Below are 22667 nucleotides of genomic sequence, written 5' to 3' on the forward strand. Positions count from 1 at the left end.
GGCCCCGGGCGGCCTCGTGCGTACCGGTGTTCGATGTGTGACGTTCGTGTGGCGGCCCACCGAGGCGTACTGTCGGTACTGCACCGATCTGGTTACGCTGCGCGGACTGTCCCGACGGGAGGTACGCATGGGTCGCCCAGCTACGCGGAAACTGGCGGTTCTGGTGGTCTCGGCCGCCGTGGTCTCGGTGGGGGCGGCGGCGCCACCCGCCGCCACGACGGGTGAGACGGTCCGCAAGGTCCCCGTGGCCGTCGGCTACGGCGGCGCGGTCGCCAGCGTCGACGCGGACGCCTCCGCCGCCGGCATCGAGGTGCTGAAGCACGGCGGCAACGCGGTCGACGCGGCAGTCGCCACCGCCGCCGCGCTCGGTGTGACCGAGCCCTACTCCGCCGGCATCGGCGGGGGCGGCTACTTCGTCTACTACGACGCCAAGTCACGCACGGTGCACACCGTCGACGGCCGCGAGACCGCACCGCTCAGCGCGGACTCCGACCTGTTCACCGAGAACGGCAAGCCGCTCGCCTTCGCCGACGCCGTCAGCAGCGGCCTGAGCGTCGGCACCCCGGGCACCCCCGCCACCTGGCAGACGGCGCTGGACCACTGGGGCAGCAAGCGGCTCGGCGCCCTGCTGCGGCCCGCCGAGCGGCTGGCCCGTGACGGCTTCACCGTGGACGACACCTTCCGCTCGCAGACCGCGTCCAACGAGACCCGGTTCCGCTACTTCCCGGACACCGCGAAGCTGTTCCTGCCGGACGGACGGCTCCCCGTCGTCGGCTCCACCCTGAAGAACCCCGAACTCGCCCGCACCTACGAGGAACTGGGCCGCGAGGGGGTCGGCGCCGTCTACCGCGGTGACATCGGCGACGACATCGTCAAGACCGTCGAACGCCCGCCCGTGGACCCCGCCTCCGGCTGGAACGCCCGCCCCGGCAAGCTGGCCGAGAAGGACCTCGCCGTCTACCGGGCCCGGCTCCAGGCGCCCACCAGGACGTCGTACCGCGGCCTGAACGTGTACTCCATCGCGCCCTCCTCCTCCGGCGGCACCACGGTCGGCGAGGCGCTCAACATCCTGGAGCGGACGAACCTCTCCAAGGCGAGCGAGGTGCAGTACCTGCACCACTTCATCGAGGCGAGCCGGATCTCCTTCGCCGACCGGGGGCGCTGGGTCGGCGACCCCGCCTTCGAGGACGTACCGACGAAGCAGCTGCTGGGGCAGCGGTTCGCCGACTCCCGCGCCTGCCTGATCAAGGACGACGCGGTGCTCACCAGCCCGCTCGCCCCGGGCGACCCGCGGCACCCGGCGGCCTGCGGCAAGGGCGGTACGGCGGCTCCGACGACGTACGAGGGCGAGAACACCACCCACCTGACGGTGGCCGACAAGTGGGGCAACGTCGTCGCCTACACGCTCACCATCGAGCAGACCGGCGGCAGCGGCATCACCGTCCCGGGCCGGGGGTTCCTGCTCAACAACGAGCTGACCGACTTCTCCTTCGCCCCGGCCAACCCGGCCGTCCACGACCCGAACCTGCCGGGCCCGGGCAAGCGCCCGCGCTCCTCGATCTCCCCGACGATCGTCCTCGACCGGCACGACAGGCCCGTGGTGGCGCTCGGTTCGCCCGGCGGCGCGACCATCATCACCACCGTGCTGCAGACCCTGACCGGGTTCCTCGACCGGCACCTGCCGCTGGTCGACGCCATCGCCGCACCGCGTGCAAGCCAGCGCAACGCGGCGAAGACGGAGCTCGAACCGGCCCTCTACAACGGCGACCTGAGGAAACAGCTGGAGGCCATCGGCCACTCCTTCTCGCTCAACCCCGAGATCGGCGCGGCGACCGGCGTGCAGCGCCTGGCGAACGGCAAGTGGCTGGCCGCCGCCGAGAAGGTACGGCGCGGCGGCGGCTCGGCGATGGTCGTGGACCCGGACCCGGCGCGGTAGGTCCCCCCGGACCCGGCGCGCCAGGTCCCCCCGGACCCGGCGCGCTAGGTCCCCGACTCCGGTGCGGACGGCGGGGTTTCGCCGGTGCGGAAGTCCAGCCGTCCGTCGGTCACGTCCACCGTGACCCGGCTGCCCTTGGAGATCGTGCCGTCCAGCAGGAGCCGGGACAGCCGGTTGCCCACCTCGCGCTGGATGGTGCGGCGCAGCGGACGGGCGCCGTACTCCGGCTGGTAGCCGCGCTGGGCGAGCCAGTCGACGGCCGCGCTCGTGAACTCGACGTGGACGCCCTGCCCCTCCAGCAGCCGCCGGGTGCTCTCCAGCAGCAGGTCGGTGATCTGCCGCAGCTGCTCGCTCGTCAGCTGCCGGAAGACCACGATCTCGTCGATCCGGTTGAGGAACTCCGGCCGGAAGTGCTCGCGCAGCGGTCGCAGGACCTGCTCGCGCCGCGCCTCCTCGTCGGCGTCCGCGCCACCCGGCCCGAACCCGATCCCCGCGCCCCGCCGGGTGATCGCCTCGGAGCCCAGATTGCTCGTCATCACGATGACCGTGTTCGTGAAGTCCACGGTCCGGCCCTGCGAGTCGGTCAGCCGGCCGTCGTCGAGCACCTGGAGCAGGATGTTGAAGACGTCGGGGTGCGCCTTCTCCACCTCGTCCAGCAGCAGCAGCGAGTACGGGTGCCGGCGCACCACCTCGGTGAGCTGCCCGGCCTCCTCGTGCCCGACGTACCCGGGCGGCGCGCCCACCAGCCGGGAGACGGTGTGCCGCTCCTGGTACTCGCTCATGTCGAGGCGGACCATACGGTCCTCACTGCCGAACAGCGCCTCCGCGAGCGCCCGGGCCAGCTCGGTCTTGCCGACGCCGGTCGGACCGAGGAAGAGGAAGCTGCCGATCGGCCGGTGCGGACTCGCGAGCCCCGCGCGGGAACGCAGCACCGCCTCGGACACCACGGCGACGGCCTCCTCCTGGCCGACCACCCGCTGGTGCAGGTGCTCCTCCAGGCCGAGCAGCCGCTCCTTCTCCTCCTGGGTCAGCCGGCTGACCGGAATGCCGGTCTGCCGGGACACCACCTCGGCGATGGCCTCCGCCGTCACCTCCAGCTGCCCCTCGTCGGCCTTGTCCTCGTGGCTGGCCTCCGCGATCTGCCGCTTCAGCTCGCCGATCCGGTCGCGCAGCTGCTTGGCCTGCTCGTAGTCCTCGTCCGCGACCGCCTGGTCCTTGTCCCGCACCAGCTGCTCGACCGAGCGTTCCAGCGCGCGGACGTCCATGCCCTTCGTCCCGGCGCCGAGCCGGACCCGGGCGCCCGCCTGGTCTATGAGGTCGATCGCCTTGTCCGGCAGCCGCCGGTCGGTGAGGTACCGGTCCGACAGCTCCACGGCGGCGACCAGCGCCTCGTCGGTGTACTGGACCTGGTGGTGGGCCTCGTACCGGTCGCGCAGGCCACGCAGGATCTCGACCGTGTCCGCGACGGTCGGCTCGGGCACCAGGACCGGCTGGAACCGGCGGGCCAGCGCCGCGTCCTTCTCGATCCGGCGGAACTCCTCCAGCGTGGTCGCGCCGACGATGTGCAGCTCGCCCCGGGCGAGGGCCGGCTTGAGGATGTTGCCGGCGTCCAGCGCGCCGCCCTCACCGCCGGAGCCGGCGCCGACGACGGTGTGCAGCTCGTCGATGAACACGATCAGCCGGTCGGAGTGGGCGCGGATCTCCTCCACGATGTTGTTCAGCCGCTCCTCGAAGTCGCCCCGGTAGCGGGTGCCGGCCACGACCCCGGTGAGGTCCAGGGCGACGACCCGGCGGTCCGCCAGGACGTCCGGGACGTCTCCGTCGGCGATGCGCTGGGCGAGGCCCTCGACGATGGCCGTCTTCCCGACCCCCGCGTCCCCGATGAGGACCGGGTTGTTCTTGCCGCGCCGCGACAGCACCTCGATGGTCTGCTCGATCTCCGTGTCCCGGCCGATGACCGGGTCGACGCGGCCCTGCCGGGCCAGCTCGGTCAGGTCCCGGCCGTACTTGTCCAGGGTCGGCGTGCCGGTGGGCCGCTGCTGCCGCTCCGGGCGCGGCTGCGTGCTGTCCGGGGTGTCCGGCGGCAGGCCGGCCGCCGAGAACCGGGCCGCGTTGAGGATGTGCCCGGCGGCCGAGTCCGGGTTCGAGGCCAGCGCGCTCAGCACGTGCTCCGGGCCGATGTACCCGGCGCCGCTCGCCCGGGCCATGTCGTGCGCGTCCAGCAGGGCGCGCTTGACGGCCGGGGTCAGCGACAGCGAGGTCGGCGGCGGTGCCTCGCCCGCCGGGTGCTGGACCGGGCCGGCCCGGTCGTCGATCTCCGTCGCGAGCGAGTCCGGGTCCGCGCCCGCCCGGCTCAGCAGGCTCCGGGTGGGCTCCGCGGACACGGCCGCGCGCAGCAGGTGCTGGGTGTCCAGGTCCCGGCTGCCGTGCTCGGCGGCGTACTGGGCGGCTCCTCTGACCAGCTCCCGGGCCGGCTGGCTGAGCAGGCGGCCGATGTCGATGTGGCGTGGCCCTTGCGCTCCGCCGGGCAGGCCGCCGAAGAAGCGGGCCATGAACTCACCGAAGGGGTCAGGAGGGTAGCCGTTGGTCATGGCGTGGGTTCCTTCGCTGACGACATGCGGAGCGGCCGGGTAACCCGGGGGCGCGTTGCTCATGCCCACGATGACACGATCCGTGGGGGCGGGCATGTCCGCCTGCGGGGCATGTGCCTGGTCGGCGACAGCGGCCGGGGGCTGACCGTCGGTGGGGCGGCCGGCCGTCGGAGTGGCCGGCATCCGGCGGCGGCCGGGCGGGCGGGGGCGGTCTGGCGTGGGGGCCAGCCGGTCGTCGGTGGGACACCGGACGTCGGAGGCGGTCGGCCGCGGGGACGGTCTGGCGTCGGGGACGGTCGGTCGTCGGGGACGGTCGGTCGTCGGGGACGGTCGGTCGTCGGGGGCAGCCGACCGTCGGTGGGGCGCCGGTCGTCGGGGACAGTGGGCCGTCGGTGGGGCGCGGTCGGTCGTCGGGGGCAGCGGTTGTCGGTGGCAGTCGGCCGCGGGGGCAGCCGGTCCTCGGTGGGGCACCGGACGTCGGCGGCGGCCGGGCGGCGGGGGCGGTCGGCCGTCGGGGGCGGTCGGGCGGCGGAGGAGCTGACCGTCGGTGGGGCACCGGCCGTCGGGGACTGGCCGCGCTCTGTCGGCGCGGCCGTGCATCGACCTGCCCGTGTGCTCCCGTCAGCGAGCTTCCCTGGCTGTCACTACCGGGGCCCGGCGTCCGTGACGGTCACGGTGTGGGGCGTGGGCGGCTCGGGAGCCGTTCCTGCTTGTGTGCGACCGCGTGGCAGCGCGGTGTCTGCCGTGGTCGTCAGGGAGCTTCTGCGGCCGTCAGGATGCGGGGTCCGGCGTCCTGACGGCCATGGTGTGAGGCGTGGGCGGCTCGGGAGCCGTTCCTGCCTGTGTGCGACCGCGTGGTGGCCCGGCGCCTGCCGTGGTCGTCAGGGAGCTTCTGCGGCCGTCAGGACGCGAGGTCCGGCGTCCGTGACGGTCACGGTGTGAGGCGTGGGCGGCTCGGGAGCCGTTCCTGCGTGGTGGCCCGGTGCCTGCCGTGGTCGTCAGGGAGCTTCTGCGGCCGTCAGGACGCGGGGTCCGGCGTCCGTGACGGCCACGGTGTGTTCGGCGTGGGCGGCCCGGGAGCCGTCGGTGGTGCGGAGGGTCCAGCCGTCGGCCGCCGTGCAGTAGTCGTCCCTGCCGCTCGCGATCAGCATCGGCTCGATGGCGAGGACCATGCCGGGGCGCAGCGGGAGGCCGCGGCCGGGGCGGCCCTCGTTGGGCACCTCGGGGTCCTCGTGCATACGGCGGCCCACGCCGTGGCCGCCGAAGCCCTGTGGGATGCCGTAACCGGCCGCCCGGCAGACCCGGCCGACGGCGTGTGCGATGTCGCCGATGCGGTTGCCGGCCACGGCTGCCCCGATGCCCGCCGCCAGGGCCCGCTCGGCGGTCTCGACCAGCCGGAGGTCCGCCGGGCGCGGGCGGCCCACCACGAAGCTGATGGCCGAGTCGCCGACCCAGCCGTCCAGCTCGGCGCCGCAGTCGACGGAGAGCAGGTCGCCGTCGCGCAGCCGGTACCCCGTGGGGACGCCGTGCACGATCGCGTCGTTCACCGAGGCGCAGATGACCGCGGGGAAGGGGGTCGGGGCGAAGGAGGGCCGGTAGCCGAGGAACGGGGAGGACGCGCCCGCCTCGCGCAGTACCTCCCGGGCCGCCTCGTCCAGCTCCAGCAGGGAGACGCCGACGCGCGCCGCCTCCCGTACGGCCGTCAGGGCCCGGCCGACGACCCGGCCCGCCTCCCGCATCGCGTCGATCGATGTGTCCGTCTTGAGTTCCACCATGCCAATTACTATACCGGTATTTGAATGACGGCCGGGCGGAGGGCAGAATAGGGGCATGGTGCGCACCCCCCTCACCCCCGAAGAGCGCGAACGCGGCGAGCGGCTCGGGCAGCTGCTGCGCCTGGCGCGCGGTCCCCGGAGCATGGCCGACGTGGCCGCCGAGGCGGGTGTCTCGGCCGAGACGCTCCGCAAGATCGAGACGGGACGGGCGCCGACTCCGGCGTTCTTCACGGTGGCCGCGCTGGCGCGTGTTCTCGGCCTGTCCATGGACGAACTGCTGGCGCGGTGCGCCATGGTGGCCGCCTGAGCCGTCCGCGCCCCGCCGGAAAACTCCCCGCAGCGAGCCCGTAACACGACTGGTGTTGCCTTGCCCCGGGGAGGCCGCCCGGTACGCCGCCCCCGGCGCCTCGTCCCGCTGCCGCTCCAGGCCGATCCGGGCCGCGTCGGCCGTCTCCGGCGGGCGCCACCGGGGCCAGGGGCACGCCGTGCGCCGCCGGACACGCCACGTGACCAGGAGGGGAGTACAGCGTCCCGATGTGCCCCGGTCCGCCCCCCTGGCCGTCGGATCCGCTCACCCACAGGAGTGTGAAACGTGATCGACTCCGCGGGTTGACGGCGATGGTCTTGGCAAGGGCCCCGCGGAGGCTTACGTTCGTGCCTCTACGCCCTGCTCTACGGGCGTAGAGGCTCTGAGGCCGCGTCGAAGGAGCAGCTCATGGCCAACGTCGTCCGCGCCGCTCTGGTCCAGGCCACCTGGACCGGCGACACCGAGTCCATGGTGGCGAAACACGAGGAGCACGCCCGCGAGGCGGCCCGCCGGGGCGCGCGGATCATCGGATTCCAGGAAGTCTTCAACGCCCCCTACTTCTGCCAGGTCCAGGAGCCCGAGCACTACCGCTGGGCCGAGCCGGTGCCCGACGGGCCGACCGTGCGCCGGATGCGCGAACTGGCCCGCGAGACCGGCATGGTGATCGTCGTCCCGGTCTTCGAGGTCGAGCAGTCCGGCTTCTACTACAACACCGCCGCCGTGATCGACGCCGACGGGACCTACCTCGGCAAATACCGCAAGCACCACATCCCGCAGGTCAAGGGCTTCTGGGAGAAGTACTACTTCAAGCCCGGCAACCTCGGCTGGCCCGTCTTCGACACCGCCGTCGGCAAGGTCGGCGTCTACATCTGCTACGACCGGCACTTCCCGGAGGGCTGGCGGCAGCTCGGACTGAACGGCGCCCAGCTGGTCTACAACCCGTCCGCCACCCACCGGGGCCTGTCCGCGCACCTGTGGCAGCTGGAACAGCCCGCCGCGGCCGTCGCCAACGAGTACTTCGTCGCCGCCATCAACCGGGTGGGGCAGGAGGAGTACGGCGACAACGACTTCTACGGAACGTCGTACTTCGTCGATCCCCGCGGACGGTTCGTGGGCGAGCCGGCCGGTGACAAGGCCGAGGAACTCCTCGTCCGCGACCTGGACTTCGACCTCATCGAGGAAGTGCGGCAGCAGTGGGCCTTCTACCGCGACCGCCGCCCCGACGCCTACGAAGGGCTGGTGCAGCCGTGAACGACCTCTACTCCCGTCACCGCCGGGTCATGCCCGACTGGCTCGCCCTCTACTACGACGACCCGATGGAGATCACCCACGGCGAGGGACGGTACGTCTGGGACTCCGCCGGCCGCAGGTACCTCGACTTCTTCGGCGGCATCCTGACCACGATGACCGCGCACGCGCTGCCCGACGTGACCAAGGCGGTCAGCGAGCAGGCCGGCCGGATCCTGCACTCCTCCACCCTCTACCTCAACCGGCCGATGGTCGAACTCGCCGAGCGCGTCGCCCAGCTCAGCGGTGTCCCGGACGCCCGGGTGTTCTTCACGACCTCCGGCACCGAGGCCAACGACACCGCCCTGCTGCTGGCCACCGCCCACCGGCGCAGCAACACCGTCCTCGCCATGCGCAACAGCTACCACGGCCGATCCTTCAGCGCCGTCGGCATCACCGGCAACCGCGGCTGGTCCCCGACCTCCCTGTCCCCGCTGCAGACGCTCTACGTCCACGGCGGCGTCCGCACCCGGGGACCGTTCGCCCACCTCGACGACCGCGCCTTCATCGACGCCTGCGTCGCCGACCTGAAGGACGTCCTCGGCCACACCCGGGCGCCGGCCGCGCTGATCGCCGAACCCGTCCAGGGCGTCGGCGGGTTCACCTCGCCGCCCGACGGACTGTACGCGGCCTTCCGCGAAGTGCTGGACGCGCACGGGATCCTGTGGATCGCCGACGAGGTGCAGACCGGCTGGGGCCGCACCGGCGACCACTTCTGGGGCTGGCAGGCGCACGCCCGCAGCGGCCCGCCGGACATCGTCACCTTCGCCAAGGGCATCGGCAACGGCATGTCCATCGGCGGTGTCATCGCCCGCGCCGAGATCATGAACTGCCTTGACGCCAACAGCATCTCCACCTTCGGCGGCACCCAGATCACCATGGCCGCCGGCCTCGCCAACCTCGCCTACCTCCTCGAACACGACCTCCAGGGCAACGCCCGGCGCGTCGGCGGACTGCTCATCGAGCGGCTGCGCGCGGTCGGCGCCCAGCTGCCCGGGGTGCGGGAGGTGCGCGGACGCGGGCTGATGATCGGCGTCGAGCTGGTCAAGCCGGGCACGGACGAGGCCGATCCGCAGGCCGCCGCCGCGGTGCTGGAGGCGGCACGCGAGGGCGGCCTGCTCATCGGCAAGGGCGGCGGCCACGACACCAGCGCCCTGCGGATCGCCCCGCCGCTGTCACTGACCGTCGCCGAGGCCGAGGAGGGCGCGGCGATCCTGGAGCGGGCGCTGCGCGGCACGTACGAGAGCGGCTGAGCCACGCCGGCACGCCGTCGGGGAGCACGTACGAGAGAACAGGTGCACGGCCATGACCACCACCCCGGAGTTCCGGCGCACCGGACCCCAGCCGCCCGAACCGGTCCTGTCCGTGCGCCAGGTGCTGGCCCTGGAGCGGGTGCTCGCCGGAGAGCCCGAGGTGGTGGCCGGCCGGGACCGGCTCGACCGGCCGGTGCGCTGGGTGCACGTCGCCGAGGCCGCCGACGTCGGCGTGATGCTCAGCGGCGGGGAGATGGTCCTCACCACCGGTGTGCTGCTCGCCGGGGACGAGGCCCGGCAGACCGAGTACATCCGCTCCCTGCACCGGGCGGAGGCGGCGGCCGTCGTCCTCGGCCTCGGGCGCGCCTTCCCGGCCCCGCCCGAGGTGATGCGCCGCGCCGCCGAGCGCTGCGGGCTGCCCATGGTCGTACTCCACCGCCCGTTCCCCTTCGCCGAGCTGACCGAGGAGGTGCAGTCCCGGCTGGTGCGGCAGAAGTTCGCCGCGATCAGCATGTCGGAGACCGTACGGACCGCGCTCACCGGGCTGATCACGGCCGGCGCCCCGCTGCGACGGCTGCTCGACGAGGTCGCCCGGCACAGCGGCTGCCCGGTCGTCGTCACCAACCTCGCCCACCGCGTCCTCGGCACGGCGGGGGAGCGGTCCGCGGTGGACGACGTGCTGCGCGACTGGGACCGGATCGCCCGGCAGGCGGGCGGCACCGCCGGTGACGGCTGGATCCGCGCCGAGCTGGGCGGACGCGGCGAACGCTGGGGCCGGCTGCTGCTGTGCGGCTACCGGGGCGACCAGGCCACCGGACGGCTGCTCGCCGAGCGGGCCGCCGAGGCCCTGGTGCTGCACCGGATGCTCGGCGGGACCTCCGCCCACAGCTGGGAGGAGCAGTCCGCGCAGAGCCTGCTGACCGACCTCGTCTCCGGCGTCGTACCGGCCCGGCAGCTGCTGCCGCGGGCCCGGGCGGCCGGACTGCCGGTCAACCGGCGCACCTTCGTGCCGCTCGTCGTACGCGACGGCGAGCCGGGGCAACTCGGCCCGGTCCTGCGCCTGCTGGGACTGCCCGGCATCGTCGCCGAACTCGCCGACGGCGTCGCCGCCGTGCTGCTCAGCCTCGCCCGGGACCAGGACGCCGAGGCGCTCACCGCGCACTTCGCGGCCCGGCTGCGGACCCGGCAGCCGGCCGTGGTCGCCGCCGCCGCGCCGCGTACCGCCTGGGAGGAGGTGCCCGACGGGCTGCGCGAGGCCCGGCACGTCGCCGACGCCGTCGCCGGCTCCTCGGCCGCCCTGGAGCTGCCGGACGTCGTACGCCTGCGGGACGTCCATCTGCGCGGTCTGGTACGGCTGCTCCGCGACGACCCGCAGGTGCAGTCCTTCGCCGAGCGCGAGCTGGACGGGCTGCTGAGCGAGCCCGAACCGGAGCTGCTGAACGTGCTGCGGACCTATCTGGCGACGGGCCGCAACAAGTCCCGCACCGCCCTGCTCCACCATGTCTCCCGGCCGGCCCTGTACCGCCGCCTGGAGGCCATACAGACCCGTCTCGGTGTCGACCTGGACGACTTCGAACAGGCGGCCTCCGTGCACATCGCGCTGCTCGCGCACGACGCGCAACAGGGGTGAAACATGCGAACTCACGCGACAACGGTGGTGAAACATGGGCCCGCGCACACGTGACACGGTGGCACGCCGGCCGCCCGTGGACGTGACACGCTGCCCGTCGAACCGGCTCCCCGGGCTTCCTAGGCTCACGGGACACCGAGCTACCGGAGGTCCCGATGAGCCGAGTGATCCGTGCCGCCCTCTTCCAGACCGCCTGGACCGGCGACAAGGAGTCCATGATCCAGGTCCACGAGCAGGCCGCCCGCGACGCGGCCGCCCAGGGTGCCCAAGTCCTCTGCTTCCAGGAGCTGTTCTACGGCCCCTACTTCTGCCAGGTCCAGGACGAGGCGTTCTACGAGTACGCCGAGCGCATCCCCGAGGGCCCGACCGTCCAGCGCTTCCAGACCCTCGCCCGCGAGCTGGGCATCGTCCTGGTCCTGCCCATGTACGAGGAGGAGCAGCCGGGCGTCCTCTACAACACCGCGGCCGTGATCGACGCGGACGGCTCCTACCTCGGCAAGTACCGCAAGACCCACATCCCCCAGGTGCGGGGCTTCTGGGAGAAGTTCTACTTCCGTCCCGGCAACAGCGGCTGGCCCGTCTTCGACACCGCGGCCGGCAGGATAGGCGTCTACATCTGCTACGACCGCCACTTCCCGGAAGGCTGGCGGGCGCTGGGCCTGGCCGGTGCCGAGATCGTCTTCAACCCCTCGGCCACCTCGCGCGGCCTCTCCCGCTATCTGTGGCAGCTGGAACAGCCGGCGGCGGCCGTCGCCAACGAGTACTTCGTCGGCGCGATCAACCGGGTCGGCGTGGAGGACCTGGGCGACAACGACTTCTACGGCACCACGTACTTCGTGGACCCGGAGGCGCAGTTCGTCGGCGAGGTCGCGAGCGACAAGGAGACCGAACTCGTCGTCCGCGACCTGGACCTGGCCAGGCTCCGCGAGGTCCGCGACCGCTGGCAGTTCTACCGCGACCGCGCACCGGGGGCGTACACGCCGCTGACCGCGCCCTGACCGCAACCGTGACCGAGGGAGCAGCATGAGCAGCCGTACCGTCATCCGCGGCGGTCTCGTCATCACCGCGTCGGACGAGATCCACGCCGACGTCCTGATCGAGGACGGCCGCATCGCCGCCCTCGCCGCCTCCGGAACCCCGGCCGCCGGGGCGTTCACCGCCGACCGGGAGATCGACGCCACCGGGAAGTACGTCATCCCCGGCGGCGTCGACGGCCACACCCACATGCAGATGCCGTTCGGCGGCACCACCGCCGCGGACACCTTCGAGACCGGCACCCGCGCCGCCGCCTGGGGCGGTACGACGACCATCGTGGACTTCGCCATCCAGAGCGTCGGCCACACCCTGCGCGAGGGCCTGGACGCCTGGCACGCCAAGGCCGAGGGCAACTGCGCGATCGACTACGCCTTCCACATGATCGTCTCCGATGTGAACCCCGGGACGCTCAAGGAGATGGACCTGCTGGTCGAGGAGGGCGTGACCAGCTTCAAGCAGTTCATGGCCTACCCGGGGGTCTTCTACTCCGACGACGGACAGATCCTGCGCGCCATGCAGCGTGCCGCCGGCAACGGCGGACTGATCATGATGCACGCCGAGAACGGCATCGCCATCGACGTGCTGGTCGAACAGGCCCTCGCCCGCGGCGAGACCGACCCGCGCCACCACGGCGAGGTGCGCAAGGCCCTGCTGGAGGCCGAGGCCACGCACCGCGCCATCCGGCTGGCCCAGGTCGCCGGAGCCCCGCTGTACGTGGTGCACGTCTCGGCCCAGGAGGCGGTGGCGGAGCTGGTCCGGGCCCGGGACGAGGGGCTGAACGTCTTCGGCGAGACCTGCCCGCAGTACCTGTTCCTGTCCACCGACAACCTCGCCGAGCCGGACTTCGAGGGCGCCAAGTACGTGTGCTCCACACCGCTGAGGCCGCGGGAGCACCAGGCCAGGCTCTGGCAGGGCCTGCGCACCAACGACCTCCAGGTCGTCTCCACCGACCACTGCCCCTTCTGCTTCACCGGCCAGAAGGAACTGGGCCGCGGCGACTTCTCCAGGATCCCCAACGGGCTGCCGGGCGTGGAGAACCGCATGGACCTGCTCCACCAGGCGGTCGTCGACGGGCACATCTCCCGTCGCCGCTGGATCGAGGTCGCCTGCGCCACCCCGGCCCGGATGTTCGGCCTGTACCCGAAGAAGGGCACCATCACCCCGGGTGCCGACGCGGACGTCGTCATCTACGACCCGCACGCCGAGCAGGTGATGTCCGCCGCCACCCACCACATGAACGTCGACTACTCGGCGTACGAGGGCAAGCACGTCACCGGCCGTGTCGAGACGGTCCTGTCGCGCGGCGAACTCGTCATCGACCGGCGGGAGTACACCGGACACGCCGGACACGGCGTCTACACCCCGCGCTCCACCTGCCAGTACCTGAACTAGGAGTGGTGCCGATGGACTTCGGACTCGTCCTGCAGACCGACCCGCCCGCCTCCCGCGTCGTCAGCCTGATGAAACGGGCCGAGCGGGCGGGCTTCCGCTACGGCTGGACCTTCGACTCCGCCGTGCTCTGGCAGGAGCCGTTCGTGATCTACAGCCAGATCCTGGCGAACACCCAGAGGCTGACGGTCGGCCCGATGGTCACCAACCCGGGCACCCGCACCTGGGAGGTCACCGCCTCCACCTTCGCCACCCTCAACGACATGTTCGGCAACCGCACCGTCTGCGGCATCGGCCGCGGCGACTCCGCGATGCGCGTCGCCGGCCGCAAACCCAACACCCTGGCCCGGATCAGCGAGGCCATGAAGGTCATCCGCGCCCTCGGCCGCGGCGACGAGGCCGACCTCGGCGGCACGAAGATCCGCTTCCCCTGGGTGAGGGAGGGCGCCGAACTCCCCGTGTGGATGGCGGCGTACGGCCCCAAGGCGCTGAAGATGACCGGCGAGGAGGCCGACGGCTTCATCCTCCAGCTCGCCGACCTGTATCTGACCCAGTACATGGTGAAGGCCGTCAAGGACGCCGCGGTCGCGGCCGGCCGCGACCCCTCCGAGGTGACCGTCTGCGTCGCCGCCCCGGCGTACGTCACCGAGGACGACTCGCCCGAGGCCCTCGCCCACGCCCGCGACCAGTGCCGCTGGTTCGGCGGCATGGTCGGCAACCACGTCGCCGACCTGGTCGCCAAGTACGGCGAACACTCCGCCCAGATCCCCGAGGAACTCACCGACTACATCAGGACCCGGCAGGGCTACGACTACGCCCACCACGGCCGCAGCGACAACCCGGACACCCGGTTCGTGCCCGACGACATCGTGGACCGGTTCTGCGTCATCGGCCCCGTCGAGAAGCACATCGAGAAAATGGAGGCCCTGCGCGCCCTGGGCGTCGACCAGTTCGCGCTCTACGACATGCACGACGCGCAGGAGGCCACGATCGACGCCTACGGCACGAAGGTGATCCCGGCCCTCACCACCTGACCCGTCCCCGAGCCCCCCACGCTCCTCCTGGTCACCCCTCCCCGCCGTCCCGGGGAGGGGGCTGGTGCCCGCACGGCCTCTCCCGACCCGCCTCTCCCCGATTGGCCAGCCCATGACCGACACCGCTCCCACGGCCATACCGCCCTCCGGCCAGGTCACCCTCCCCGACGGGCGCGTGGAACTCGCCCCCGGCACACCCCCGCCCAGCGGCCCCTACGCCAACGAGGATCTGCTCCCGGTCCCCGCGACGGGACGTACGTGGACGACGTACAACTTCTCGGCCCTGTGGGTCGGCATGGCCCACAACACCGCGTCCTGGACCCTCGCCTCCGGCCTGATCGCCGTCGGGATGGACTGGAGACAGGCGGTGTTCACCATCGCCCTCGCCAACCTGATCGTGCTGGTCCCGATGCTGCTGACCGGACACGCCGGCCCCAAGTACGGCATCCCCTTCCCCGTCTTCGCCCGCGCCTCCTTCGGCATCCGGGGCGCCAACCTGCCCGCCGTCGTACGGGCGTTGGTGGCCTGCGGCTGGTTCGGCATCCAGACCTGGATCGGCGGTGAGGCGATCTACTTCCTCGCCGGCAAACTGATCGGCGACAGCTGGTCGAACGCCGCGCACCTCGGCGGCCACGCCTGGACCATGTGGCTGTCCTTCGCCGTCTTCTGGGCCGTCCAGGTCGCCATCATCTACCGGGGCATGGAGACCATCCGCCGCTTCGAGAACTGGGCCGCGCCCTTCGTCCTCGTCGGCGCCCTGGTCATGCTGTGGTGGATGAGCGGCAAGGCCGGCGGTGTCGGCCCGCTCTTCGCCCAGCCCTCCAGGCTCGGCTGGGGCGAGGACTTCTGGAAGCTGTTCTGGCCCTCGCTGATGGGCATGATCGGCTTCTGGTCCACGCTGAGCCTGAACATCCCGGACTTCACCCGCTACGGCCGGAGCCAGAAGGCGCAGACGTGGGGCCAGGCCCTGGGCCTGCCCACCACGATGACCCTGTTCGCGTTCCTGTCGGTGCTGGTCACCTCGGGCTCACAGGCGGTGTACGGCGAGCCGGTCTGGGATCCGGTACAGCTGGCGGCGAAGACGGACAACGCGATCGGCCTGCTCTACGCGCTCGTCACGGTCCTGGTGGCCACCCTCTCGGTGAACATCGCCGCCAACCTCGTCTCGCCGGCCTTCGACTTCTCCAACGTGGCGCCACGGAAGGTGAGTTTCCGCTCCGGAGCGCTCATCACCGCCGTCCTCGCCGTCCTGATCTTCCCGTGGAAGCTGTACTCCGACCCCCAGGGCTACATCTTCACCTGGCTCGGCCTGGTCGGCGGCCTGCTCGGCACGGTCGCGGGCATCCTCGTCGCCGACTACTGGCTGCTGCGCCGCACCCGCCTGGACCTTGCCGACCTGTACCGCGCGGGCGGCCGTTACTGGTACGCCGGCGGCTGGAACTGGCGGGCGGTCGCCGCCTTCCTGGCGGGTGGTGTCCTCGCGGTCGGCGGCGCGAACTTCAAGCCCCTGATCGACGGCCGCCCCGTCCCGGCACTGGCCCCGCTCGCCGACTACGGCTGGGCGGTGGGCCTGTGCACCTCCTCGGTGCTGTACCTGGCGCTGACCCTGGCCTCCGGCCGGGGCCGGCGGACGGGCTGAGCCCGTCACCGCCGCGCGGCCCGCGCCGGTGCCCGGGGCTCAGCCCCGGCCGCCGCCGAGCGCGGCCACCGCGGACTTGGCCGCCTTGATGGCCCCCTTGTTGATCTCGTCGGTGCCGGGGGCCTTCTTGGACTCGAAGTCGCTGCCGCTGTAGGTGACGACGACGAGGGCGTTGGCGACGCGGGCCAGCACCACGCCCTCGCGGGTCTCCTGCTTGTCCTCCGTGGTGAGGTTCACGACCGAGTAGGCGCCGTCCCCGAGCCCCGGGACGGCCCCGCCGCCGCCGCGCTCCGCCACCCGCTGCTCGTACTCCTTCTTCGCCTCCTGCTCCGACGGGCTGATCTCGAAGGAGACGTCGAGCCAGCGGTAGTCGTACCCGTGGAGCGCGTTCCAGGAGCAGGTGCGGCGCAGCCCGGTGTCCGTCGACGGGATCTCCTTGCCGGCCGTCTTCGCCCCCGGCACCAGGGACTTGACGGTGGCACCGGGCACGCCGGCGCAGGGGGCCGGCGCGGTGGCGTACGCGTTCGCCGCGGCGGTGGTGGACGGGGCCGCGGAGGAGGACCCGGCGGGGGTGTTCTGGGGCGTCTGGTGCCCGGCGGCGGCAGGTGGGGCCACCGGGCCGGAGGTCAGCGCCCAGCCGGCGCAGGCGAGTACCGCGACGGGCGAAAGACGCGCGGTGAGCGTGAGCGGCAGAGGAAAGGAACGCACGGCGCACTTCTCGTGGGGGAGGTGGTACGGAGGGGTCCGCGGTGTGGACAGGGCGACAGTGTCACACGACTGCCTGTGGGGCGGAAGTGCCAACGCGGTCCGTGCCCGGCCGGTCACAGCCACTCGCTTCCGACGTACTCCTTTGCCCCTTATGCCCGTTGACCCGCCCCGCCCGCCTACTCCCGGCCGCCTGGCCTCCTGGCTGCCTGCTCCCGGCCGCGCCGCCTGGCCGCCTGCCTCCGGCCGCCTGCCTCCGGTCGCCCGGTCGTCTGGCTCCGGTCGCCTGCTCCCCGCTCCCCGGCCGCCTGCCTCCGGCCGCCTGCCCCGGTCCACGGGCCACGGCTCGGGGCCCACCGCTCGCGACGGCCGGCGGAGCGCTACGGCACCCTCGCCGTCCACCGCGGCGACATGAACTTGGTGCGCGCCAGCTCCTGCGCCCGGGCCAGTTCCTCGTCGGTGACCGTGCCGTGCGCCAGCCCGTAGCGCGCCCGGAAGGAGCCGATCATCCGGTCGATGACGGCCTCGCGGGCCAGCCCCGTCTGCCGCCGCAGCGGATCGACGCGTTTCTTCGCGCTCGCCGTCCCCTTGCCGGACAGTTTCTCCCGCCCGATCCGCAGCACCTCGACCATCTTGTCGGCGTCGATGTCGTACGACATGGTCACGTGGTGCAGCACGGCACCCGGGCCCCCGCCGGGCCCGACGATCCGCTTCTGCGCCGCGCCCGCGATCTTGCCCTGGTCCGTGGCGATGTCGTTCAGCGGCTGGTACCAGGCGCGGATGCCCATGTCACCGAGGGCGCCCAGCACCCACTCGTCCAGGTAGGCGTAGCTGTCCTGGAAGGACAGGCCCTGTACGAGGGACGCGGGCACCGACAGCGAGTAGGTGATCGTGTTGCCGGGCTCCACGAACATCGCGCCGCCGCCGGAGATCCGCCGCACCACCTCGATACCGTGCCGGGCGGCGCCCTCCGGGTCCACCTCGTTGCGCAGCGACTGGAAGCTGCCGATGATCACCGCCGGGGCGGCCCACTCCCACACCCGCAGCGTCGGCGGGCGCCGGCCCGCGGCCACCTCGGCGGTCAGCACCTCGTCCAGCGCCATGTGCAGGGCCGGCGGCTGCGGGGCCTCGTGGATCAGCTGCCAGTCGTAGTCGGTCCAGTCGGTGGCGCCGGCGAGCGCGCGCCGCACCGCCACACCGACGCCCTCGGCGGTCAGGCCGTACATCACCGTCCCCGCCGGGAGCGCCGCGTCGATCCGCGCGGCCAGCCCCGCCGTGTCGGTGTCCGCGGGAGCGCCCTCCAGCGCGGCGTTCACCGCGTCCAGCGCCTCGTCCGGCTCAAGGAAGAAGTCACCCGCCACGCGCACGTGCCGCAGCACGCCGTCCTCGGCGTCGACGTCCACCACGACGAGCTTGCCGCCGGGCACCTTGTACTCACCGTGCACAGCCATGACCTCCGTTCCTGCCGCACGAGATCAACGTCCGCTCCGGCCGTGGTGTTCCCGGCAGCCGAGCCGGCCGCTCTCAGGCGGCCCACCGGATCAGCCGCGTAGGCTCCCTCGCAGACGGGTACCGAGCGCTGACCGGACACAGCGGCGCTGATGTCCGCGGACACACAGCGAGGTGACAGATGCGGTTCACCACCCGGCCCACCCTCCAGGGAACCTTCGGCATGGTCTCCTCCACCCACTGGCTGGCCTCCCAGTCGGCGATGGCGGTCCTGGAGGAGGGTGGCAACGCCTTCGACGCGGCCGTGGCCGGTGCGTTCGTCCTGCACGTCGTGGAGCCGCACCTCAACGGGCCGGCCGGCGAGGTGCCGATCCTGCTCGCCCCGGCGGGCGGTGACGTGCGTGTGCTGTGCGGGCAGGGCGTGGCCCCGGCGGGCGCCACCCCGGCCCACTACCGGGGGCTCGGGCTGGACCTCGTACCCGGCACCGGGCCGCTCGCCGCCGCCGTGCCCGGCGCCTTCGACGCCTGGCTGCTCCTCCTGCGCGACCACGGCACCAAGTCCCTGGACGACGTGCTGAAGTACGCCGTCGGCTACGCCGAACACGGGCACGCGCCCGTGGAGAACGTCGGCGCGACCGTGGAGAGCGTACGGCGGTTGTTCGAGACCGAGTGGACCTCGTCGGCCGAGGTGTACCTGCCCGGCGGCAGCGCGCCCCGGCCCGGCACGCTGCTGCGCAACCCCGCGCTCGCCGCCACCTGGAAGCGGCTGCTGGCCGAGACCGCCCACGCGGGCGACCGGGAGGCACGGATCGATGCCGCGCGCGAGGTGTGGCGCTCCGGCTTCATCGCCGAGGCGCTGGTACGGCAGTCCCGGCGGCCCACCATGGACACCAGCGGCGAGCGGCACACCGGCACGCTCACCGAGGCCGACCTCGCGGGCTGGTCGGCGGCCTACGAGGCACCGGTGACGTACGACTGGAACGGCTGGACCGTGTGCAAGGCCGGCCCGTGGAGCCAGGGCCCCGTCCTGCTCCAGCAGCTCGCCCTGCTCCCGCCCGAGTTGCCCGCCTACGGCTCCGCCGACTACGTCCATCTGCTGGTCGAGGGCTGCAAGCTCGCCATGGCCGACCGCGAGGCCTGGTACGGGGACGCGGCCGAGGTGCCCCTCGCGGACCTGCTGTCCGACGACTACAACGCCGCGCGCCGGGCCCTGGTCGAGGAGACTGCCTCCTACGACCTGCGCCCCGGCAGCCCCGGCGGACGCGTGCCCCGGCTGCCCGCACAGGCGCACGCGCGCGTGCCGGCCGGCGCGCGGCCCGGCTTCGACCCGATGGGCGCCGGCGAGCCCACCGTCGCAGCGCTGCCCGGCGAGCCGGCCCTGGCGGACCTGACGGGAGAGGCGCAGGCGACCGGGGAGGGCCCGGTGGCCGCCGACGGCACGACCCGCGGCGACACCTGTCACCTGGACGTAGTCGACCGCTGGGGCAACATGGTCGCGGCCACGCCCAGCGGCGGCTGGCTGCAGTCCAACCCGGTCGTCCCCGAACTGGGCTTCCCGCTCGGCACCCGTCTGCAGATGACCTGGCTGGAGGAGGGTCTGCCGGGCTCCCTCACCCCCGGGCGGCGCCCCCGCACCACCCTCACCCCGTCCCTCGCGCTGCGCGACGGGGTGCCGGTCATGGCGTTCGGCACGCCCGGCGGCGACCAGCAGGACCAGTGGCAGCTGCACTTCTTCCTGGCCGTCGCCCTGCGCGCCCCCGTCCGCGGCGGCCTCGACCTCCAGGGCGCCATCGACGCCCCCAACTGGCACAACGACAGCTTCCCCAGCTCCTTCCACCCGCGCGGCCGGCGCCCCGGCAGCGTGACGGTGGAGTCCCGCACCGACCCCGCCGTGATCGAGGAGCTGCGGCGGCGCGGCCACGACGTCACCGTCGGCCCCGCCTGGTCCGAGGGGCGGCTGTGCGCGGTGGCCCGGGACCCGGCGACGGGCGTCCTGTCGGCGGCGGCGAACCCGCGCGGGATGCAGGGCTACGCCGTCGGCCGCTGACCGCCTGTCCGCGGGACGGGGGCCGCGTGCTGCGGGACGCGGGGACACGCTCCTTCCGCGGGCCGCCGTCAGCCGTCGGCGGCCCGGCCGGGAGTCCTGTTCTTCATCCGGATTCCACCTCGCGTACACCCGGGCGGCGGGGAGTGTCAGTGGGACGTGCTCTCATAGGGGACATGTTCGAAGAGACGGAAACCATCGACGAGTTTCTCACGCGCTGCTCGGCCGACGTGGAAGAAGCGGTCCGCAAGGCCGCCGCGGCCGAGATCCTGCCCCGCTTCCGCCACCTCGCCGACCACGAGGTGGACCAGAAGAGCGGCCCGCACGACCTGGTGACGGACGCCGACCGCCTCGCCGAGCTGCGGCTCACCGAGGACCTCGGCGCCCTGCTGCCCGGCTCGGTGGTGGTCGGCGAGGAAGCGGTCCACGCCAACCCCGCGGTGTATGGGGCACTCCAGGAAGACGCACCCGTCTGGATCGTCGACCCGGTCGACGGCACCCGCCAGTTCGTCCACGGCGACGACGGCTTCTGCACCCTGGTGGCGCTCGCCCACCGCGGCGTCGTGCTCGCCTCGTGGACCTACGCCGCGGCACGCGACCAGTTGGCCACGGCCGTCCGTGGCCAGGGCGCCTTCCTCGACGGCGAGCGGCTGTTCGCGGGGCCGCCCGAGACCGGCCGGGACCTCGTCGTCGCCACCTCCCACCCCGACTACACCACCGACGACCAGAAGCGTGCGCTGCGCGCCCTGTGGACCGACGGGCTCGCCCCGCGCCCGTGCGGCTCCGCCGGCCTGGAGTACCTCGCCGTCGCCCGGGGCGAGCTGGACGCCGTCGCGTTCTCCTGGGAGGCCGCCTGGGACCACGCGGCCGGCCTGCTCCTGGTCGAGGAGGCGGGCGGCGCGCACCTCACCCTGACCGGCGAGCCGTTCCGCGTCACCGGCGGCAACGCGCTGCCGTTCACCGCCGCCCGGGACGCGGCCACCGCCCGCCGGGTGTCCGGCCTGCTGCGCACCGCGTCCTGACCCCCCCGGGGGTCACCCGCGCCGGGGGAGTGTCAGTCCCCCGGCATATCCTGATCCCCAATGGCCGTCGGCTGACGAAGGGGTCCGAAGGTGCCGTCGATGCTCGATGCGGTCGTGGTGGGTGCGGGACCGAACGGATTGACCGCTGCCGTGGAGCTGGCCCGCCGGGGCTTCTCCGTGGCCCTGTTCGAGGCGAAGTCCACGGTGGGCGGCGGCGCCCGCACCGAGGAACTGACCCTGCCCGGCTTCCGGCACGACCCGTGCTCGGCCGCCCACCCCCTCGGTGTCAACTCCCCGGCCTTCCGTGCCCTGCCGCTCGACCGGTACGGCCTCGAATGGCTGCACGCCCCGCTGCCCATGGCCCACCCCTTCCCGGACGGCACCGCGGCCGTGCTGTCCCGCTCGGTGGCCGAGACGGCGGCCTCCTTCGGGCCGCGTGACGCGGGCCCGTACCGCAGGCTGGTCGAGCCGTTCCTCGCGAACTGGGACACCCTCGTGCGGGACTTCATGTCCCTGCCGCTGACGGCGCTCCCGCGCGACCCCGTCACCCTGGCCCGCTTCGGCCTGGCCGGGCTCCCGCCGTCCACGTGGCTGATGCGCCGCTTCAGGGACGAGCGGGTCAAGACCCTCTTCGCCGGCCTGGTCGCCCATGTGATGGCGCCGCTCGGCGGCCTGGCCACCGGTGCCATCGGGCTGGTCTTCGCCCTGTCCGCGCACGCCCGCGGCTGGCCGGTGCCCCGCGGCGGCTCCCAGGCCATCTCCGACGCCCTCGCCGCGTACCTCACGGACCTCGGCGGCCAGGTGCACACCGACTACGAGGTCAAGCGTCTGGACGACCTGCCGCCCGCGCGCGCCTACGTCTTCGACACCTCGCCCACCGCGCTCGCCCGTATCGCCGGCTTCGGCGACCACTACGCCGGCTACCGCTACGGCCCCGGCGTCTTCAAGATCGACTATGCCCTGGACGGCCCGGTGCCGTGGACCGCGCCCGAGGCCCGCGTCGCCGGCACCGTCCAGATCGGCGCGGACCACACCGAGATCGGCACCGCACTGCGCGCCGTGTCCCGCGAGGGCCGCGCCCCCGAGAGACCGTTCATGATCACCGTGCAGCCCGGCGTGGCCGACCCCACCCGCGCCCCGGAGGGCAAGCAGGTCTTCTGGGCCTACGGCCATGTGCCGAACGGCTGGTCCGGTGACCTCACCGAGGCCATAGAACGCCAGCTGGAGCGCTTCGCCCCCGGCTTCCGCGACCGCGTGCTCGCCCGCGCCACCGCCGGCCCCGCCGAGATGGCCGCCCGCAACGCCAACTACGTCGGCGGCGACATCGCCTGCGGCGCGGCCTCCGGACTCCAGCTGCTGCTGCGCCCCAAGCTGTCCCTGTTCCCGTACCACACCCCCCACCCGGCCGTCTTCATCTGCTCCTCGGCCACCCCGCCGGGCCCCGGCGTCCACGGCATGTCGGGCCACAACGCGGCCAAGGCCGTCTGGCGGAGACTGCGCAAGACGTGACCACGGGCTGCGGCGGACGTGACGACCGGCCGGGGCGGACCTGACCACCGATTGGGGCGGAC

The 22667-nt window shown here is 73.1% G+C and carries 16 protein-coding genes; 12 read left to right on the forward strand and 4 right to left on the reverse strand.

The features are described 5' to 3' along the window. The first annotated feature begins 127 nt into the window (after nucleotides 1-127). Entirely contained in the window at nucleotides 128-1936 is a 1809-nt protein-coding gene (gene ggt / locus AB0B40_RS21315; protein ID WP_345056735.1) for a gamma-glutamyltransferase, read from the forward strand. 44 nt (nucleotides 1937-1980) lie between these two features. Here the strand turns inward: ggt and AB0B40_RS21320 are convergent, their stop codons facing one another. After that, on the reverse strand, nucleotides 1981-4527 hold the full coding sequence (locus AB0B40_RS21320; RefSeq protein ID WP_362265030.1) for an ATP-dependent Clp protease ATP-binding subunit: 2547 nt from the start codon (nucleotides 4525-4527) through the stop codon (nucleotides 1981-1983). A 998-nt stretch (nucleotides 4528-5525) separates the two neighbouring features. Continuing rightward, nucleotides 5526-6302, reverse strand: a complete 777-nt coding sequence (gene map / locus AB0B40_RS21325; protein WP_345056737.1) for a type I methionyl aminopeptidase — start codon at nucleotides 6300-6302, stop codon at nucleotides 5526-5528. Nucleotides 6303-6357: 55 nt separating this feature from the next. On the opposite strand from map, the gene AB0B40_RS21330 reads away from it, so the two are divergent. The 8 genes from AB0B40_RS21330 to AB0B40_RS21365 all read left to right on the forward strand — a co-directional run bounded on the left by AB0B40_RS21330 (nucleotide 6358) and on the right by AB0B40_RS21365 (nucleotide 15876). Then, on the forward strand, nucleotides 6358-6609 hold the full coding sequence (locus tag AB0B40_RS21330; RefSeq protein WP_345056739.1) for a helix-turn-helix transcriptional regulator: 252 nt from the start codon (nucleotides 6358-6360) through the stop codon (nucleotides 6607-6609). Between the two features lie 408 nt (nucleotides 6610-7017). Further along, nucleotides 7018-7860: a nitrilase-related carbon-nitrogen hydrolase gene (locus tag AB0B40_RS21335; protein WP_345056741.1), complete on the forward strand. Its 843-nt coding sequence runs from the start codon at nucleotides 7018-7020 to the stop codon at nucleotides 7858-7860. Next, nucleotides 7857-9149 (forward strand): aspartate aminotransferase family protein, encoded by a 1293-nt coding sequence (locus AB0B40_RS21340; protein WP_345056743.1) that lies wholly within the window; start codon nucleotides 7857-7859, stop codon nucleotides 9147-9149. The genes AB0B40_RS21335 and AB0B40_RS21340 overlap by 4 nt, the downstream gene beginning before the upstream one ends. Before the next feature lie 52 nt (nucleotides 9150-9201). Continuing rightward, a complete protein-coding gene (locus AB0B40_RS21345; protein ID WP_345056745.1) occupies nucleotides 9202-10779 on the forward strand; it encodes a PucR family transcriptional regulator in 1578 nt (525 codons plus the stop codon). Between the two features lie 155 nt (nucleotides 10780-10934). After that, on the forward strand, nucleotides 10935-11777 hold the full coding sequence (locus AB0B40_RS21350) for a nitrilase-related carbon-nitrogen hydrolase (protein WP_345056747.1): 843 nt from the start codon (nucleotides 10935-10937) through the stop codon (nucleotides 11775-11777). A gap of 25 nt (nucleotides 11778-11802) precedes the next feature. Continuing rightward, the gene (gene hydA / locus AB0B40_RS21355; RefSeq protein ID WP_345056749.1) at nucleotides 11803-13206 is read left to right on the forward strand and encodes a dihydropyrimidinase; all 1404 of its coding nucleotides are present in this window, start codon (nucleotides 11803-11805) and stop codon (nucleotides 13204-13206) included. 11 nt (nucleotides 13207-13217) lie between these two features. Then, complete coding sequence (locus AB0B40_RS21360; RefSeq protein ID WP_345056751.1) at nucleotides 13218-14237, forward strand: TIGR03842 family LLM class F420-dependent oxidoreductase; 1020 nt, start codon at nucleotides 13218-13220, stop codon at nucleotides 14235-14237. Nucleotides 14238-14349: 112 nt separating this feature from the next. Further along, nucleotides 14350-15876 carry an NCS1 family nucleobase:cation symporter-1 gene (locus AB0B40_RS21365; RefSeq protein ID WP_345056753.1) on the forward strand — a complete coding sequence of 509 codons (1527 nt, stop codon included), beginning with the start codon at nucleotides 14350-14352 and terminating at the stop codon, nucleotides 15874-15876. A 39-nt stretch (nucleotides 15877-15915) separates the two neighbouring features. On the opposite strand, the gene AB0B40_RS21370 is transcribed toward AB0B40_RS21365, so the two are convergent. Then, nucleotides 15916-16584, reverse strand: coding sequence for a hypothetical protein (locus tag AB0B40_RS21370; protein WP_362264978.1), 669 nt, complete (start codon nucleotides 16582-16584; stop codon nucleotides 15916-15918). Nucleotides 16585-16961: 377 nt separating this feature from the next. Beyond that, on the reverse strand, nucleotides 16962-18026 hold the full coding sequence (locus tag AB0B40_RS21375; protein WP_345056870.1) for a biotin/lipoate A/B protein ligase family protein: 1065 nt from the start codon (nucleotides 18024-18026) through the stop codon (nucleotides 16962-16964). Nucleotides 18027-18211: 185 nt separating this feature from the next. Between AB0B40_RS21375 and AB0B40_RS21380 the strand changes: the two genes are divergently transcribed. The 3 genes from AB0B40_RS21380 (at nucleotide 18212) to AB0B40_RS21390 (ending at nucleotide 22605) form a co-directional block, all read left to right on the forward strand. After that, a complete protein-coding gene (locus AB0B40_RS21380; protein WP_345056757.1) occupies nucleotides 18212-20077 on the forward strand; it encodes a gamma-glutamyltransferase in 1866 nt (621 codons plus the stop codon). Between the two features lie 173 nt (nucleotides 20078-20250). After that, nucleotides 20251-21096, forward strand: a complete 846-nt coding sequence (locus tag AB0B40_RS21385) for an inositol monophosphatase family protein (RefSeq protein ID WP_345056759.1) — start codon at nucleotides 20251-20253, stop codon at nucleotides 21094-21096. Nucleotides 21097-21195: 99 nt separating this feature from the next. Next, a complete protein-coding gene (locus AB0B40_RS21390; RefSeq protein ID WP_345056761.1) occupies nucleotides 21196-22605 on the forward strand; it encodes an NAD(P)/FAD-dependent oxidoreductase in 1410 nt (469 codons plus the stop codon). Nucleotides 22606-22667: the final 62 nt, after the last annotated feature.

This window comes from Streptomyces sp. NPDC042638 (assembly GCF_040647235.1).
Lineage (GTDB): Bacteria > Actinomycetota > Actinomycetes > Streptomycetales > Streptomycetaceae > Streptomyces > Streptomyces rameus.

Bases quoted from the DNA above. Each gene is read 5' to 3' on its own strand.
- AB0B40_RS21360 (WP_345056751.1), top strand. From the start codon at position 13,218: ATGGACTTCGGACTCGTCCTGCAGACCGACCCGCCCGCCTCCCGCGTC.
- AB0B40_RS21385 (WP_345056759.1), top strand. From the start codon at position 20,251: ATGTTCGAAGAGACGGAAACCATCGACGAGTTTCTCACGCGCTGCTCG.
- AB0B40_RS21335 (WP_345056741.1), top strand. From the start codon at position 7,018: ATGGCCAACGTCGTCCGCGCCGCTCTGGTCCAGGCCACCTGGACCGGC.
- AB0B40_RS21330 (WP_345056739.1), top strand. From the start codon at position 6,358: ATGGTGCGCACCCCCCTCACCCCCGAAGAGCGCGAACGCGGCGAGCGG.
- AB0B40_RS21320 (WP_362265030.1), bottom strand. From the start codon at position 4,527: ATGACCAACGGCTACCCTCCTGACCCCTTCGGTGAGTTCATGGCCCGC.
- AB0B40_RS21365 (WP_345056753.1), top strand. From the start codon at position 14,350: ATGACCGACACCGCTCCCACGGCCATACCGCCCTCCGGCCAGGTCACC.
- AB0B40_RS21390 (WP_345056761.1), top strand. From the start codon at position 21,196: ATGCTCGATGCGGTCGTGGTGGGTGCGGGACCGAACGGATTGACCGCT.
- ggt (WP_345056735.1), top strand. From the start codon at position 128: ATGGGTCGCCCAGCTACGCGGAAACTGGCGGTTCTGGTGGTCTCGGCC.
- map (WP_345056737.1), bottom strand. From the start codon at position 6,302: ATGGTGGAACTCAAGACGGACACATCGATCGACGCGATGCGGGAGGCG.
- AB0B40_RS21350 (WP_345056747.1), top strand. From the start codon at position 10,935: ATGAGCCGAGTGATCCGTGCCGCCCTCTTCCAGACCGCCTGGACCGGC.
- AB0B40_RS21345 (WP_345056745.1), top strand. From the start codon at position 9,202: ATGACCACCACCCCGGAGTTCCGGCGCACCGGACCCCAGCCGCCCGAA.
- AB0B40_RS21380 (WP_345056757.1), top strand. From the start codon at position 18,212: ATGCGGTTCACCACCCGGCCCACCCTCCAGGGAACCTTCGGCATGGTC.
- hydA (WP_345056749.1), top strand. From the start codon at position 11,803: ATGAGCAGCCGTACCGTCATCCGCGGCGGTCTCGTCATCACCGCGTCG.